At 59.3% G+C, this 15,322-nt stretch carries 21 protein-coding genes; 12 read left to right on the forward strand and 9 right to left on the reverse strand.

Annotated features, from left to right (window positions below; genetic code table 11):
• Positions 1-2 precede the first annotated feature (2 nt).
• From H5P29_RS22695 to H5P29_RS22715, 5 genes are all read left to right on the forward strand, one after another.
• A complete protein-coding gene (locus tag H5P29_RS22695) occupies positions 3-350 on the forward strand; it encodes a DUF6693 family protein (protein ID WP_210252541.1) in 348 nt (115 codons plus the stop codon).
• Positions 351-593: 243 nt separating this feature from the next.
• Positions 594-1,076 carry a hypothetical protein gene (locus H5P29_RS22700; RefSeq protein WP_154387283.1) on the forward strand — a complete coding sequence of 161 codons (483 nt, stop codon included), beginning with the start codon at positions 594-596 and terminating at the stop codon, positions 1,074-1,076.
• A gap of 129 nt (positions 1,077-1,205) precedes the next feature.
• Complete coding sequence (locus H5P29_RS22705) at positions 1,206-1,649, forward strand: ABZJ_00895 family protein (RefSeq protein WP_154387282.1); 444 nt, start codon at positions 1,206-1,208, stop codon at positions 1,647-1,649.
• Positions 1,650-1,984: 335 nt separating this feature from the next.
• Complete coding sequence (locus tag H5P29_RS22710; RefSeq protein WP_154387281.1) at positions 1,985-2,428, forward strand: hypothetical protein; 444 nt, start codon at positions 1,985-1,987, stop codon at positions 2,426-2,428.
• Positions 2,425-3,918 (forward strand): GNAT family N-acetyltransferase, encoded by a 1,494-nt coding sequence (locus tag H5P29_RS22715; protein WP_154387280.1) that lies wholly within the window; start codon positions 2,425-2,427, stop codon positions 3,916-3,918. The genes H5P29_RS22710 and H5P29_RS22715 overlap by 4 nt, the downstream gene beginning before the upstream one ends.
• Here H5P29_RS22715 and H5P29_RS22720 read toward each other — a convergent pair.
• Positions 3,915-4,415 (reverse strand): ASCH domain-containing protein, encoded by a 501-nt coding sequence (locus H5P29_RS22720; RefSeq protein ID WP_154387279.1) that lies wholly within the window; start codon positions 4,413-4,415, stop codon positions 3,915-3,917. The genes H5P29_RS22715 and H5P29_RS22720 overlap by 4 nt on opposite strands.
• Positions 4,416-4,486: 71 nt before the next feature.
• On the opposite strand from H5P29_RS22720, the gene H5P29_RS22725 reads away from it, so the two are divergent.
• Together H5P29_RS22725 and H5P29_RS22730 are read left to right on the forward strand one after the other, a co-directional pair.
• Entirely contained in the window at positions 4,487-5,122 is a 636-nt protein-coding gene (locus H5P29_RS22725) for an AAA family ATPase (protein WP_154387278.1), read from the forward strand.
• Positions 5,123-5,495: 373 nt separating this feature from the next.
• Entirely contained in the window at positions 5,496-6,407 is a 912-nt protein-coding gene (locus H5P29_RS22730; RefSeq protein WP_154387277.1) for a three-Cys-motif partner protein TcmP, read from the forward strand.
• Here the strand turns inward: H5P29_RS22730 and H5P29_RS22735 are convergent.
• From H5P29_RS22735 to H5P29_RS22765, 7 genes are all read right to left on the reverse strand, one after another.
• Positions 6,362-7,108, reverse strand: coding sequence for a DUF5131 family protein (locus H5P29_RS22735; protein WP_154387276.1), 747 nt, complete (start codon positions 7,106-7,108; stop codon positions 6,362-6,364). The genes H5P29_RS22730 and H5P29_RS22735 overlap by 46 nt on opposite strands.
• Before the next feature lie 74 nt (positions 7,109-7,182).
• On the reverse strand, positions 7,183-7,815 hold the full coding sequence (locus tag H5P29_RS22740; protein WP_154387275.1) for a hypothetical protein: 633 nt from the start codon (positions 7,813-7,815) through the stop codon (positions 7,183-7,185).
• Between the two features lie 62 nt (positions 7,816-7,877).
• Complete coding sequence (locus H5P29_RS22745) at positions 7,878-8,153, reverse strand: hypothetical protein (RefSeq protein ID WP_154387274.1); 276 nt, start codon at positions 8,151-8,153, stop codon at positions 7,878-7,880.
• Positions 8,150-8,617 (reverse strand): hypothetical protein, encoded by a 468-nt coding sequence (locus tag H5P29_RS22750; protein ID WP_154387273.1) that lies wholly within the window; start codon positions 8,615-8,617, stop codon positions 8,150-8,152. The genes H5P29_RS22745 and H5P29_RS22750 overlap by 4 nt, the downstream gene beginning before the upstream one ends.
• Entirely contained in the window at positions 8,614-9,093 is a 480-nt protein-coding gene (locus H5P29_RS22755; protein WP_154387272.1) for a hypothetical protein, read from the reverse strand. Before H5P29_RS22755 ends, H5P29_RS22750 begins: the two co-directional genes overlap by 4 nt.
• Complete coding sequence (locus H5P29_RS22760; RefSeq protein WP_154387271.1) at positions 9,026-9,802, reverse strand: YdaU family protein; 777 nt, start codon at positions 9,800-9,802, stop codon at positions 9,026-9,028. The genes H5P29_RS22755 and H5P29_RS22760 overlap by 68 nt, the downstream gene beginning before the upstream one ends.
• Entirely contained in the window at positions 9,799-9,948 is a 150-nt protein-coding gene (locus tag H5P29_RS22765) for a hypothetical protein (RefSeq protein WP_154387270.1), read from the reverse strand. The genes H5P29_RS22760 and H5P29_RS22765 overlap by 4 nt, the downstream gene beginning before the upstream one ends.
• A 95-nt stretch (positions 9,949-10,043) precedes the next feature.
• Between H5P29_RS22765 and H5P29_RS22770 the strand changes: the two genes are divergently transcribed.
• From H5P29_RS22770 to H5P29_RS22785, 4 genes are all read left to right on the forward strand, one after another.
• The gene (locus H5P29_RS22770; protein WP_154387269.1) at positions 10,044-10,454 is read left to right on the forward strand and encodes a hypothetical protein; all 411 of its coding nucleotides are present in this window, start codon (positions 10,044-10,046) and stop codon (positions 10,452-10,454) included.
• Positions 10,366-11,505, forward strand: a complete 1,140-nt coding sequence (locus tag H5P29_RS22775) for a hypothetical protein (protein ID WP_154387268.1) — start codon at positions 10,366-10,368, stop codon at positions 11,503-11,505. The genes H5P29_RS22770 and H5P29_RS22775 overlap by 89 nt, the downstream gene beginning before the upstream one ends.
• A 147-nt stretch (positions 11,506-11,652) precedes the next feature.
• On the forward strand, positions 11,653-12,018 hold the full coding sequence (locus H5P29_RS22780; RefSeq protein WP_154387267.1) for a hypothetical protein: 366 nt from the start codon (positions 11,653-11,655) through the stop codon (positions 12,016-12,018).
• A 36-nt stretch (positions 12,019-12,054) separates the two neighbouring features.
• Positions 12,055-12,309: a hypothetical protein gene (locus tag H5P29_RS22785; protein WP_154387266.1), complete on the forward strand. Its 255-nt coding sequence runs from the start codon at positions 12,055-12,057 to the stop codon at positions 12,307-12,309.
• Between the two features lie 55 nt (positions 12,310-12,364).
• On the opposite strand, the gene H5P29_RS22790 is transcribed toward H5P29_RS22785, so the two are convergent.
• A complete protein-coding gene (locus H5P29_RS22790; protein ID WP_210252540.1) occupies positions 12,365-14,176 on the reverse strand; it encodes an RNA-directed DNA polymerase in 1,812 nt (603 codons plus the stop codon).
• Between the two features lie 111 nt (positions 14,177-14,287).
• Here H5P29_RS22790 and H5P29_RS22795 point away from each other — a divergent pair, with 111 nt between their 5' ends.
• On the forward strand, positions 14,288-15,226 hold the full coding sequence (locus tag H5P29_RS22795) for an IS481 family transposase (RefSeq protein WP_067955524.1): 939 nt from the start codon (positions 14,288-14,290) through the stop codon (positions 15,224-15,226).
• The last annotated feature ends 96 nt before the right edge of the window (positions 15,227-15,322 follow it).

Raw genomic sequence — 15,322 nt, forward strand, 5'->3', positions numbered from 1 at the left:
TGATGAATGTAACAGGTTCGCGCGCGGTGCGGCTTCGATCGGACTTCAGCATCGGCGATTCGATCGGCCATGTGATCATCTGGATCTTTCTGACCGTCGTCACGCTGGGGCTGGCCCTTGTCGTTTTCCCCTATTACCTCAATCGGGCGGTGCTGAACCGGACCAAGGTGCTGGATCAGTCCGGCAACGAGATCGGTCACCTCGACTGCAGGTTCAACCTGGGATCGTCCATCGGCCACGTCATCATCTGGCTGGTGCTGATCATCGTGACATTCGGCATCGCCGCCTTCTTCTACGCCTACCGGGTGCTGCGCGTCGTCATCACTGAAACGCGCATCGTCTATCACTGATGTCGACGGCAGCGAGACGCGGCAGCGCGGCTGCAGACGTCGCGACGAAGCGGCCAGACGGCGTGAAATCTGTGCTCGCGCACCAGAGTAACTTCGCTCATTTTTATGCTCCTCGCCCGACCTGCCGATGGTCTGGTTGCGAGAACAGTTGCAGTCAATGGCAGGTTGGGCTTCAGTAGATTGTGGGGGCGGACACCAGCACGCAAGACAAGGGCCTGCGACGGTGTTCCGATTGGGGGGACGATGAAGCTACGACTTTTAGCAGTACTGGCTGCCGCACTTTTGGCAGGCTGCCAAACGCCATATCAAGAAATGGGTGCGTCCGGCGGGGTGGTCGCGATGCCGATCACCAACGATACTTATCGCATCTCAGCGCGCGGCAACGGCTTTACCGACCCGACTGCCGTCCAGGACTACAGCTTGCTCAAAGCCGCGGAAGTCACGCTCCAGAGCGGCAACACCCATTTTGTCATCCTTGGCAGCCAGGATGCCACCAGCCGAGACTACGGACGGACGCCCGGCACCATGCAGACGAATGTGTATGGCAACACGGCATTCACCACCTACAACCCGGGCGTCACGTACGACATCGTCAAACCGGGGCAAGATCTCCTGATCCAGGTCGGCAAGGTGTTGCCGGGCCAGCAGGCTCCAGCTGGCGCATTCCCGGCACAACAGGTCTACGACAACATCAGCCCGAGAGTGGTAAGGCCCAAGAAGAAGTAGCCGCAGGCGCCTGCGAAAATGGGAAGAGCTCGGACTCCATCGGCACACAGCGCTCGGTAGCCTCTTGATGCAATTGGTTTGTGCGTCGGCACGAAGGCGCAGGCGAGGATTTTGGGGAGGGAAAACGCAATGCAAACCAGCCTGTGGCGTTACATCCTGATGTTCGGAGCGCTGACCGCGGCAGCACCCTTTGTTGCCTCCGTGCTTGTCCAGGCATTGCCTGGATATGCCAAGACCATCGAGGACATCTTCGGCATTCCGATCGCCTTCGCCATCACCCAGTCGACCGCCTACCACTTCTTCTTCCGCACCAAACGCCTGCCGACAACAGGGGAATACTGGCGGCTGGTCGGCGCCTGCACCGCCGTCGGCACAGGCCTTGGGCTTGTCTCGATCCTTTTGACCGACGCCTTCGCCGGCATGCCCACAGGCATGATCGCCGTCGCCATCGGCATGATGGTCGCGGTTCAGGCCGCGGTGCTCGCCATTGCATTCTCCAGCTTCATGGGCCGCAGTTTCCTGAAGCATGTGGAGAAGGCGGCAGCGAAGCAGGCGAGCACAGGAGGCCGGTAGTATGGCGCCGGCTCGGTGGCCCTTGCGTTGGCGCGTGGATTGAGCTCGCAGCATGACCCCATGTCGCCAACAGGTCGGTGGTTCCCCGAGCGAATTGGACCTCACAGGAGGTTCATCTAACTTGTGTCGGACAGGCCAGATATCGCCCGTTCTGAAGGTGCAGTGGAGGCGCGTATGACGCCTGTTGACATGGGATTACGTGCGGTCTCGCGAACAGCAACACATTGGAAGCGTGTAGCTCGCGACCTCCGCCGCCGATTTTGGAGAGACAGCAGTTCACATTTTGGTTTGTGCGAGATAATGCCGATTAGGAGAACAATTGTGATTGTCAAAGAATGAGCAACCTGGACCTGTTCCGCCACGACTTCGTTTTGAGTATTAAGCCAGAGTACGCTATCAAAATTGTAAGCGGTCAGAAGAAAGTCGAGCTGAGGCGTCGTTTTCCTTATGGTACGGTCACCGGCGCGGTCATGTACATATATGCGTCGGCTCCGATCCAAGCGGTGATCGGGTACGCCACGATCTCTACCGTGGAAGAACTCGCAGTCGAGCGCATATGGGCAAACTATAGTGATGTGGCCTTCATTACACGTGATGACTTCGATGCGTACTATGCTGAGAGGACGTCCGGCTTCGTGATCAAGCTACAGGATCCCGTCGCCGTCCCGAACCCCGTACCCCTATCCTTACTCAAGGATCGTCTCGGCTTTACGCCGCCACAGTCATTCGCCTATGCCGACGACGCCTTTCGTCAGCTGATCCGGGGTTCCGAGAGATGAAGCTGCTCATCGACACCAATGTCATCATACAGCTCGAAGATTCGAAAGAGATCAAGGCTCAGTTCGCCGACCTGCTGCGCAAATGCCAGGAGCACGGAGTATCCGTATTCGTACACGAAGCCTCTCTGGAAGATATCGAACGCGATCCCGACAAAGATCGTAGGAAGATCACTCTTTCTAAGGTCAAGAAGTTCGCTCAGTTGAATGGTGTTCACGTTCCTCCCGAATGCGAACTCGCAAAGCTCTACGGCAAACTGCCGAAGCCAAATGACGTTTGCGACGCGAAAATGCTGCACGCGGTCGCGGACGGTGTCGTGGAACTGTTCGTCACCGAGGACGACGGCATTCATCGGCGTGCGAAGGCTGCAGGTCTCAGCGAACAAGTCATGACAGTCGCTGACGCCGTCGCGTGGCTCAAGCAGGCGTATGAACCGGACGAGGTTTTCCTGCCCTCCGTCGAGTACGTAAAAGCGTACAACATCGACTTCAAGGATGAGATTTTCGACGATCTGGCCGCCGACTATGTCGGGTTCCATGAGGTATGGGTGCCGAAGTGCAAGCAAGAGCACCGCGACTGCTGGGTCATCAAGGATGGCGGCAAGCTAGCCGGGATCGTCATTCGAAAAGACGAGACCCACGCCGATGCCGGCACGCACTACGCTGCTGCCAAGATTTTGAAGATCTGCACTTTTAAGGTGGCCGAGGGCTACAGGGGCCAAAAGCTCGGTGAGCAGTTGCTGAAGCAGGTACTATGGCATTGCCAACGGAATGGCTACGACCTGACCTATGTCACCGTGTTTCCCAAGCAGGAAGCTCTAATCCGCTTGCTTGAAGAATACGGGTTCGAGAGAACCAAAACGCTCGCAAAAGATGAGCTAGTCTACGAAAAGCCTATGGGAATCGGACCGCTGTCGGCCGGAACAGACAAGCTCAAGACCGCAAAGAAGAACTACCCAAGGTTTTCAGACGACGCTTCTGTTGGAAAGTTCGTCGTGCCTATCCAGCCGGACTATCATCGAAAATTGTTCCCCGAGGTGACCGCTCCGGCGGTCGCAAATACCGGGGTGCCAGGCGGCAAACCTGGCAACACCATCAAGAAAGTCTATATCTGCCACGCGCCTACGAATGCCTTGCAGGCTGGGGATTTGCTTTTCTTCTATATGACCAAGTCCCCTTCCTACGGCTCCCAATCAATGACAAGCGTGGGCATTGTGGAGTCCGTTCGTTGGACCCTCGATGTGAACGAGGTACGAAAGTGGACTGCGAAACGGTCGGTGTTCTCGGATACGGAACTCGCCCAGTGGGTGGCGGGATCGCGCCCGCTCAAGGTCATCGACTTCTTGCTGATCGGACACTTGGAGCCAACCGTGCCATTGAACGACTTGCTAGGCTACGGCGTCCTACCCTCTTGGCCACAGTCGATCAACAAGATTCCCGAATCAGCTTACGCGAAGCTGAAACCGCTCCTAAAGCTGGGCTTCAAGTTTTAGACGGAAGCGGCATCCAGCGCGATGTTCCGGGCCAGTGGCTTTGGGTTCGTGGCCGTTGGCTCTAGGGCGAACTCGTAGATGCAGACCATGTCTTCAGGCAGAATGCGGCCGTAGAACTGCTGCAGCGTAGCGAGCAATTCGTCTAGGGAAGAAAATCCGTCGGACCGAGCATCAGCTTCGGTGAGACCCTCAAATGTGGAGTAACGCACGCTGAGGACACGAAGACCGGCAAGGCAACGATACTCGTCTTGCGGCGCTCGCTCAGCAGCGGCGAAAAGTGGCAGGACAGGCCCGGCAGGATACTCGACGCTATCGCGGTCGTATCGGATTGTCGTTGATTTCTGCTCAGACAGTACTTTGTCGGCGAGGCGTTCAGTCATGACGAAGCGCCGACGCGGGACGGAAGATCGTCCGGGAAACTCGTCCGCGAGCCTTGTCTTCAGGCATTCGATAGCGGCGTCGTACGCCCCTCGGGGCGTAGGAAAAACGAACTGCATGTGCCACTCCTGACTTCTCCGAACTCTATGCGAATGCGAGAGAAATCAAAACGGTCACATGCAAACTTCTCGTGGACAGTGTAGCGGGTGATTTCGTCGCACCGTCGTCCATGGGAGAGGCACAAGCTAGAGAAAGTTACGAGGCGATGACGAGAGTCGCATTGGTGGTCGGCGTGTCAGGTGTTGGAAAATCGTACGTGATTGGACGATTTGCCGCAAATGTCAGCTTCGTTCATGTTCAGGCAAGCTATCTATTACGACAAGCGAAAGCCGAACTGGTGGCTCGACCCGTGGACCGCGAAGAACTAAGAACGGGTCAAGTTCTCGACAATCAGGCGCTGCTAGTCGAAGCTTTTGGGAAGCTGCGCGCCGTGGAAAGCCGCCCAATCATTTTCGACGCGCATAACATTGTTGACACTGACGACGGCTACGCTGAAATTCCATTGGAAGTGTTCCGTACGATCGATCCTTACGTTGTGATAGCTATTTCCGATGATCCTGAAGGCATCCTCGCTCGCAGGAATCGGGATACGGGCAGGGCTCGCCCTGACAGAACAGCTAGCCAGATTGCGGAGTACCAATCCCTAGTCATTTCGCTCGCAGAAAGGCATGCCCGGGAACTCGGAGTGCCTTACCATTTGGTGAGCTCAGGTGACGATGAAGCTTTCGCTCGGGGGATTTTGGTGCAGCCATGGATGGCGCCATGATTGCGAATCGGCGGGGATAGGGCCATGCAGCACATCTGCTGCCAGGGCTAACTCGCTGCGTTCGCATTCCCTGCCTTCGTCGCGCAGCCTGAGAGACCGCATTGTCGTGCCCTTGTCGCCATACCAGCCGATCAAAGACCAGCGAGTGCCGGCCAAAGCTCCCCCTTATGTCGTCGAGGTCGACACGCAGGTTGTTCGCCATAGCCAAGCGCTCGCGGTTGCGGGGTGATCTCGGCCACGGCCTGCGGTCGGCGTAGACGAGCTGACCCACGATCGGGACGCTTTACCGCTCTTGCATAATTATCCCCGGCAGCGATGATACGTGCAGCCGAGAAGTAGCCTTGGGGAGGGCTTGGGGTGGCAGGTAAAGCACATGGCTGCTGACGACCATGAATTCGGCGGGCAGCACACTGAGATCAAGCTTGAGTTGGTCGGAAAGTATCTCCAAGCCTACATGAGTGCCCTGCGGGGAAAGTTCGACAACCTTTGGTACATTGACGCATTTGCTGGCACCGGCTCCCGGACCGTCCGTGTCGAAGCTAGCGATGGCGACCTGTTCGATGCACCTACGCCAGCAGCAGTAGAGAGCAGGCGGGGCTCCGCGCGCATCGCACTAGATATCAAACCAGCGTTTGACAGATTGGTGTTCATGGATGCCGATCCTGCGCACTGCGCTGCGCTTGAAGCGCTGAAAGAGGCAAACCCACACCGCGAGATTTCTATCCTCAACGGCGATGCCAATCGTCTCATTCAAGGTGAAATCAAGTGGAACGGTTGGAAAAGGACCCGAGCGGTGATGTTCCTCGACCCTTACGGGATGGAGGTCGAGTGGGAGACGCTACGGGCCATTGCGGCCACCAGAGCGATCGATGTCTGGTATCTGTTTCCGTTGTCCGGCCTGTACCGCCAAGCAGCACGAAACATTACTGCAGTTGATGAGTCGAAGCGCCGGTCTCTGACACGGATGCTTGGTACCGATGAGTGGGAACGTGAACTCTATAGCCCGATCCCACCGGTCAATGATTTGCTTGGTGGACTGGAACCGACAGAGAGTCGGCAACGCAATGCAGACGTCGCCGGTTTGGAACAGTACGTCAGGCAAAGGTTAGAAACGATTTTCCCACTGGTTATGGACCCGTTTCCCCTGCCGCCAATTCGAAAGCCGCAGCGTTTTTCACTGTTTTTTGCGGTGTCGAATCCGTCAACGGCAGCAACGGATTTGGCAAAGCGATTTGGTGGTCACATACTTGCCACGGGCCGTTCGTCCCACGTGCGTTCACGATAGGTACGTCCGGTGGCCTTCTTGTTCTTGCCACCCCACTGCTTGAAGAAGAATGCGCCGTCATAGTCGGTGCAAAGGTCGAAAATCTCATCGACCCATGACGGATTCATGTACCGAGCTTGCGGACCGCTCTCGCCGCCAACGATCGCCCAGTGAATGTCCTTGAGGTTTGCGCCGGCTACTGAACCAATCAGCGGCTCGAACGATATGAAGCGTACGACCGCTGGAACGTTGCGGAGTTCGTCGATCCGGTAAAGCACGCGGCTGTCCTCGACGCTTGTTCCGAGCCAGACATTGGGAAGCTTCGGAAGACCAGGCACGATCTCAAGCATCCGGTCAGGCCGCTTCGTCAGGATTTGATACGTGTGGCGCGGCGTTTCCGCCATCACTTGCCACACCTCGGCGATGAACTCTGGCGGCACGTCTGAATGAAACAGGTCGGACATCGAATTCACAAAAACCTGGCGCGGCTTCAACCACGAAGCCGGGATCGATAGAGCCTTTCGATCAAGGTAAATCTTGCCGGTCCACTTCGCCCGGCCACCGGTCTTACGCGTCAGGCCAGCATATTTTTCAACGCCCATCGCCTCGAGGCGCGCTGCCATTCGCATGGCGTAGCAGTTGGTGCAGCCGGCAGTCAGGATTGTACAGCCGGCAACCGGGTTCCAGGTGGCGTCAGTCCATTCAATTGATGTCTCAGCCATAGGATGATTCTCCTAGTTCACGATCATGGTTAGTCTGAGGTCATGAAGGTTCCGTAAAGGTTCTGCTGGTCGCGCTAAGGTACATCCGAGCCAACGGACACCCCCTCACCCCCCACCCGCCTTCTCGCCGTCTGGATCCCCCACATCGCCGCGATGTCATCGAGGTCGGCCCGCAGATTGTCGGCCATGGTCAGGCGTTCGCGTTTGTGCGGGGTGATCTCGGCCAGCGCCCGGCCCTCGGCGCAGACGAGCTGCAGCACCTGGTAGCCGCGGTGGCCGATGAGTTGGCGGCAGCGTTTGAGTTCGTGGGCGGCGGCGATGCGGGCGGCGAGTGGGTCGCCGCGGCCGCCGTCGACGCGGTCGAGTGTATGGTCGAGGCTGCGCACCGTGCCGCCGGCCTTTTCCCAACAGGCGCGGAAGCGGTCGGCCGCCTCCTTCTGCGCGCGCGCCAGGAAGCCGCGGGCAAACAAGGTCTCGACGGCACTTTCCCTGATGTTTTTCTGCGCTGCGATGAGGCGCGGAAACGCCCTTTCGCCGTCACGCGCCGGCCGCCAGTCGGGGTTTTCGACCTCGACCGTCACCACAGGGCCTGACGGCCCGGGCTGTCTCGCCGGCTTCTTGCCCGCCTTGGCCTTGCCCATCTTGCCGATGCCCGACTTGCTCATATCTGCCTCGCTCGCCTTGCCTGTCTTGCTTTTGCGCGCCATGGCCGCCGTGCCCAAAGTGGCCGTGCCCATGCGCGCCATTGCCCTGCCGATGCCCGCCCTGCTCAGGCGCGTTCCACCACGACAGGCTTCTTGCCCGGCCGGAACAGCTTTTCGGCGTCGGCCCGGGCGGCCAAAGCCTTGTCGCCGAAGGCGCGGATGGTGCCGTTGAGGTGTTTTTCCTGGGCCTGGTAGGCGGCGATCAGCGCTTTTTCGCGCGAGGCATAAGCCGCCGGCCGCGCGCCCGACAGGACCTGGAGGTAATCGGCCTTGTGGCAGTAGCGGACAAGCGCGCGCCAGGCGCCGTCGATAAATTCCGCCTTGGCGTGGAAATGGTTCATGGCCGGCCTCCCGGGGTTTTTTCCCCCGGAATGCTCTCACCAGCGATCCCGTTTCCAGCGATCCTGTCGCCACGCGACCTGTCGCCGAGGATCGAGACGCGGGCGAGCGTAATCCCGGGGGCAGCACTTGCCGCCGCGTCGGGCCGGATGCGGCCGGGGATCGGGTCGCCGCAGATGAAGGCGGTGAGGTCGCGGGTGTCCTTGGGAATTTCGGCCAGCCGTGCCGCGAGGTCGGCAGTCGAGACCCTGTTGGCGCGTTGGCCAGGCGGAAGTGGCAGGAGCTGGCGCGCGGCACTTTTCTGCCACTGGCGTTTGGCGCGGTATTCGGGGTCGAGCCGGCAATGCATGGTGTCGGGCGACAGGCCGAACACCAGGCCGATCTGGGCATAGGTCATGCCGGTTTCGCGCATGCGGCTGGCCAGATCCAGGTCCCAGGCGATCGGGGTGGCGTGCTGCTGTTTCATCGTGCGCCCCTCACCTGCGACCAGATTTTTTCAGACACCGGCACCTGCCAGCGCTCGGCCAAAGCCACCAGTTGCGCGAGCCCGTTGCGCTCGGCCTCGGCCAACAGGTCGGCGCGGCCGTTGCGGATGGCGGCCTGCAGCAAGGGCAGCTTGAGGCACATGCGGGCGCGTTCGTCCGGCCCCGGCTCCCGCCGCAGCAGCCGGGATGGCGCCGGCAGGGCTTTTTTGCCGCGATGCGGCAAGACGCTGGCGATGCGGCGCGCCTCGTGGACGAATTCGGCGACCGACGGCGCAAAAGTCCGGTTCTGGCCATGGACGGCGCCCGTGGTGAACCGTTGTGCCGCCTCGATCACCGCCTGCGGGGTGACATCGGCCAGCACCACCTCATAGGTCTGCATCGTCAGGTCGTCATTGCCCGCCGTCTGGGGGAAAGAATTCAACATTGCGGTGAGTGCCAAATAGGGTTTCTGCTGCATGGGAAGCTCCTGCAAATCGGTCCATGGCGACGTCGACGAAGGTGCGTTTGCGCGGCGGCGGCGAGCGCGGACGGCGCTCGGCGGCGTTGCGGCACCAGTTGCGCCAGGTCGCCGGCCAGTCGAGCTTGACGCCCCTCTGTCCGGCCTGCGAAATCCAGTAGTCGCGGAACTTTTCCGCCTCGCGTGCCGCCTCCCCGGGCGAAAGCCCCGCCTTGGCCGCGTCGTCGAAATTGGGGCTGAAGCTCTGGGGCAGCCGGCTGCCGCGCTTGCGGCAAGAACCGTCAGGTTCTTGTCGTCTGGACTCTGGCGTCTGGCTGGCAGTGCCAGCGCCATGCGGCGGCACGGCACCGGCATCGGCTGCCGGTTGATTTTGCTTGCCTTTTTGCCAGCGCGCCGCGGCCGCCTGTTTGCCGGCCAGCGATTTTTCCGCGCGGATGGCGCATTCCCTGTCGACACGGCCGTTCCACAGCCCGCCGTCGATGCGGCGGATCTTGCCGTCACCGACGAGGTTTTCGAGTGCCGCCTTGAAGGCTGCCCCCGAGGCGCCGCACAGTCTGGCGAGGCGGACATGGTCTTCCGGCACCGGGGCGCCGCGCTCATACATTGAGGCCACCAGCGTGATGTAGATGCCGGTTTCCGAAGCGCTCATGCCGCGTGTGCCGGCCAGCCAGTCGGAGGCGAAAAACCTGATCCAGGGCATGTCGCTCATGGCGTCACCTCGTGCCGGATCGGCACGACGTTGCCCGGGCCGTTGTCGGCCGATGCAAAAGCCAGCCCGTGGCTCGACAGGCCGGGCGCCGCCGTGTCGGCCTGTTGCGACGCCGTGGGGCGCCAGTCTGTGATGGATCTGAACATGGGCAGATGATTTCCATAATGGAAATCATTCGTCAAGCGATAATTTCCGTTTTGGAAATTTTGCGCTTTCCGTTCTGGAAAGCTACAGTCCGGCCATGACCGATTTCGAGGCGCCGCGGCTCTATATCGAAGAATGGATGGCGACCGTTCCTGGGCTGGACAGGAAGCGGCTGGCCGAGCGCATGAAGGTCGCCGGCGGCACCATCAGCAAGAAGCTGGCGCGGCCCGAAAACATCGACGGCGTCTGGCTGGCGCAGTTTGCGACAGCACTCGAGCTTTCGAGCCCGATCGAGCTTTACCGCGATCCCCAGGCTGCGGTCGCCTCGCCGGAGAGCAAGCTGCGCGCCGCCCTTCTGGCTTTCGGCGTCGACAAGGACGACCTCGGCAAGGCGGTTGCCGTGGTCAAGGGTTTCCTCGATGACGACGGCGAACGATCAGCACCAGCCCTTCCCGGTGATCGATCTGCACCCGCCAGTCGCCGCCGTGCAACAGAGCCATCGCGGTAGAGATCTCCGCTGCCTTGCGTTTGACCACCATCTTCGGATCAAGCGGCGCAACGGCACCTGCCGCATCGCGCAGCCCGGCGACGATCTCGTCATTGCGGGACCGGTAGCGCGCCTTGATCTGATGTCTGATCGCCATCCCGGCTCCTCTTTCTCAGCGGATAGGAACATTTTCCTTGAGACGGAGTCAAGAACATCAGAGGAAAATATTCCCCTTTTCCCCGATCGTGACTTCAGGCGAAAGGTGATTGGATCGGGCTGGTCGATTTGGGGGGCTGAGCTGTCAATGTCCTGGTGGAAGACCGTCACCGTTGCTGTTGCTGCTTTGGGATCCTTGCTTCTGGTCGAGGTCCTGTCGGGCGGTTTCGACGCTGTATCGGGCGAATATTTCCTGAAACAACCGGCTGGCCGCCCCTCCGCCGAAGATGTGTTCTCCGACCTTCGAAGCCAGGGCTACCGCATGTATGACACGATCAAGCAGGAGTTGCCGGAGGCGTATGTCGCGCTGAAAAGTGGGATGGAGGCGATCGCAGCGAGGAGCGCGACAGCCGCCGAGGCCAGAGACGAGACCCTGCAGGCGGTCGTGGCCGTTCGCCGCAAGCACGCGCAATCGATCTATCAGGCGCCTGATGACAGCCTCTATCCTGCCATCAAGTCGCAGCTCGACCTGCTCGAACTTGTCGATGCCAGGGAGACCCCGGCGACCTGCGCCAGCTTCGTCGTCAGTGGCGGCGCAGCCCTGGGCAGACCGGACCAGCACTATCTCCTGGCTTTCGATGCCATTGCCGCCGATGTGTTCCAGGCGATCGGTGCGGCGCGGGAAAACCCGCAGCCGACCGAAGCGTCCACGGACGCCGATTGGGAAGAGCTTTACAAGACCATGACCGCCCAGGGCGCAACGACGGATGATATCAGGTCGCCCACCGCCCTCGACCCGAGGGACGAAAATTTGTGCAAGGTGATGAAACTGTTCCTACGCGGTATACTGGCGGTGGAAGCGCCGGGCGGGCGGCGGCTGCGCGCCGAGATTGCCTATGGCATTGCCGTCAGCTAGGCGCCCCTGCCCTGGCCTTTCCATCAGCCGATTCGCGGCATCCGCCGCTGGTGATCTCACGTTGATTTCCATTTTGGAGATCAACGATTGACAAGACTATTTCCATAATGGAAACTCTCTCCATCACCCCATGGGATGGAGCAAGCGATGAATGCCAGCAAGGCCTTTGCCGAACAATGCGGTTATGCCGGCCAGAGCCCGGCCATGCTCGCCGCCTTCGAAACCATCCGCCGCTCCGGCATCGAAGAGGCGCGCGCCGCGCATTTCGCCCGCAAGAAGGTCACCGACCAGATCAGCCGCGATCCCGCGCTGTGTCAGGCGATGATCCATCCGGCCGAGACGGTCGACGAGGCGCTCGAAGACATCAAAGCCTTCATCCTCCGCATCCGCGCCATGCCGACATGGCGCCGGCACAACTACGCCCAGGCGCTCCGCAAGGCCAAGGCGATGCGCCTCCATCTCCGATTCTTCCGCCGCTTCGCCGACCGGATCCTGGCGCGCCAGGCGGCGTAGGCCTCGTCGCCCCTGATCAACCGAGAGGCCTTTGCCATGATATGCGAAGAAGAACGCTACCTTGCCAATGCGGCAATCGCCCTCGGCGACGAGCACGCCACGGCCGGGCGCCTCGTCGAGATCGAGCTGGTTGGCAAGATTGGCGCCGGCGAACGCAAGCTGCCGCTTGTGCACATGGCAGCGGGCCCAAATGCCGGCAAGGGCAGTCGCGGGCAGGAGTTTGCCGTCCACAGCGATGAGCGCACCGAAGCCGCCCAAAGCAATGCCGGCACGAGTGCTGGCGTGTTCTGAACGCAGGCTGAGTATCAGATCTCCACAGTTTTCGTCGGGCAGAGGGCCGTCCACTTCAGTAGCCGCCATCCTGTGGCTCAACCTCTGGATCATCGAACTCGTCGAGCCCCAAGTCGAAATCGTCGAAGAAGTCTTCACGCAAGCGCCTCATCCGATCGTTATCGTCTCTAAGGTTTCTCAGGGTTGTTGAAACAGAATTGAATCCGTTGTCGACCGCCAAGAACCTAACTTTTTTTGAACTTAGCAAAGAGAAATACTTATCCTGCTCTATGAACCCAGAGCTTCGTTCCGGATTGATGCCCCGAACAACACTTTCGTATGCATACAACCACATCGGCCCTCTGAGACCGCCACTATCCAATGACTGGTTCCAAAACTTAAATTCTATTTTACCCGAAACAAGCCCTCTAGAACTGGCGTACGCAATCAATATTGCGACCATCGAGCTTTTTACTTCGAAGAGCGGCTCCAGATAGGCGACCCCAAGAATGATCCCGAGCCTGATCGACAGAAAAAGCAACCAGATGATTTCTCCAGTACGATTCGCTTGCGCAAGCACGGGCAGCCTGTGCTCAATGAAATCCTTGACGTATCCTAAGTCGACATCGCCCCGCTCCGCTTGCCTAAGGATTAATATTTCTACAAGAAATGAAACCAAGCTAGAATTTCGACGGTAGCAGTTAATCAAATTGCTTTGAATTTTTTTCCAGTTTTCCGCTCGGACAAAAGCATTTCTGGCATTCTGGAAAGCATATTTCTCAACGTTTATATCAGGGTGGGCATCACAGACGCGACCAACCTCATATAAGAAGTGTTGGATATCGGAATATTCCGGAGCTTTCCCACGCGGGACGTGCGCTAGTACGGCCTGCTTCCAGCCCGTACTTTGTCGGACTGATGTAGAATAAACTATCGATTTCTCATTATTCAGTTCAAGCTCGAACTCCGCCGCAGACTGTCGAAGTGCAGCGATCAGCGCTTCACCGGATTGGCCATTGACACTGCTGATGGTGTAGTCATCCACGTAACGAGAGGCATCTCGGCCCGCGACCTGCAGTCTTACTCGAAGCTGCACGTCGACAGCCGAAGCAACCACCTCGGCGATGAGCCTGGAAGTGTCCGGCCCTACCGGCAGGCCAATAGTCTGGCCATCCTGGCTGTTTCTACAAAGCAGATCCATCAAGTTGCCATAATGAGCAAAACCTCGATTGGATTTTGCCCAAGATTTTCCATATATCGCCCATGGAATTGCATGAGTATATATTGAGTGAAAGAATGCTCTAATATCAGCAGCAACGAACTCCTCACGCCGCGACGCTAGATCAATTCTGAAGTCGTCGCGCAAATCAACACTTGGCCGCATCATTGCCCTGGGACCGTTCCAATCGAACACCGGCGCCGATGCAGATATGCCTGAGTTCTTCGCCTTCTTTCTGAGATCAATGTAGTTGTCAGCGACTACCTTGGCCAAGAGCAGGTGAGAGATTGGATTCGGGACAGCATGCCTACGATCATCCTTCCCGAACCTTGGGAAATAGAACCAACTAGGCTCAGATATGAACCGCTGGAAGGCGGGAGCGCCACGTACCGGAGGGAGAGCCTCGATGCCTGCCAAGACTGAGTGGCGATATCTTGCCAAATCCTCTGAAACAAAGCACGGCGGAAGTTCTGGTGCAAAATATCCATGCGATACAAGCCTTCGTAAGCGCTCCGATTTTGTCTTTGACGTCATTGACCGGTGATCCAATAGCCCAATAACAGGAGAAACAATATGATCTATTTCATATTCAATCTCTTGAACAATGCCATCAGACCAGATTTTTTGGCACGCCTTTTGTTTAGGTCGATGCCCGCTATGATGTGGCACGACGGATTTATTCTGAAGCCCTAGGTGTCGAAGCTATGAAGGTTGTTCATTCGAGGAGGGACTGAGAAGCTGGGGTTGCGAAGCCAACCAACCTTCAGTGGAGCTCCCCGAATGAACGTCCATAAGAATGCGCGTCTGACGCCGTCAGGTCGAGTGCTTTTGGTGCAACGAATTGAACAGGGCTGGAGCGTGCGGCGTGCTGCCGGTTCGGCCGGGGTTTCGGAACGAACGGCTTATCGCTGGCTCGACCGCTACCGGGCCGGCGACCGGGTTCTGCACGATCGCAGTTCGGCTCCGCACCGCTGCCGGCATCGGCTGGCAGCCATGCAGGTGTCGCGGATCGAGCAGTTGCGGCGCCAGCGCATGACCGGGCCGGCAATTGCCCGGTCCTTGGGCCTGGCGCGCTCGACGGTAGGCTTGGTGCTGCGCCGGCTGGGACTGAACCGGCTGGCCTGGCTCGATCCCCGGCCCCCGGTGTTGCGCTACGAACGGCAGCGGCCGGGCGAACTGATCCATATCGACATCAAGACCTTGGGCCGTATCGACGGCGTTGGCCATCGGATCACGGGTCAGCACCAAGGCCATCATCGCGCCCGAGGCATCGGCTACGAACACCTGCATGTCGCCATCGACGATGCCTCGCGCCTCGCCTATGTCGAACTGCTGCCCAGCCTGGGCCGGGATGATGCCACCGGGTTCCTCAACCGGGCACTGGCCTGGTACGCCAGGCTGGGCGCCAGGGTTGAGCGGGTGATGACCGACAACGGCTCGGCGTATCGCTCCAAACTGTTCGCCCAGGCACTCCAAGGTGCCGGTGCCCGACACATCCGCACAAGGCCCTACACCCCGCGCACCAACGGCAAGGCCGAGCGCTTCATCCAGACTTCGCTGCGCGAATGGGCCTATGCCAGGCCATACGCCTCATCGAACGAACGCGCCAAGGCCATTCACCAATGGGCAGCCAACTACAACCTGGCACGCCCACACTCGGCCCTTGGAGGCATCAGCCCGTTCCAAAGACTGAACAACCTTCTTGGAAACGACACCTAGGGCGCGTAGGGCCGCTGAGGCCAAGCGGGAGCGAGTTGCTCGGGATGCGGAGCGGCCTGGAACGAGCGCTGAAGAACCTCGCCTTGTGGGTTGGCG

It is taken from the genome of Aminobacter sp. MDW-2, from assembly GCF_014250155.1.
Taxonomy (GTDB): domain Bacteria; phylum Pseudomonadota; class Alphaproteobacteria; order Rhizobiales; family Rhizobiaceae; genus Aminobacter; species Aminobacter ciceronei.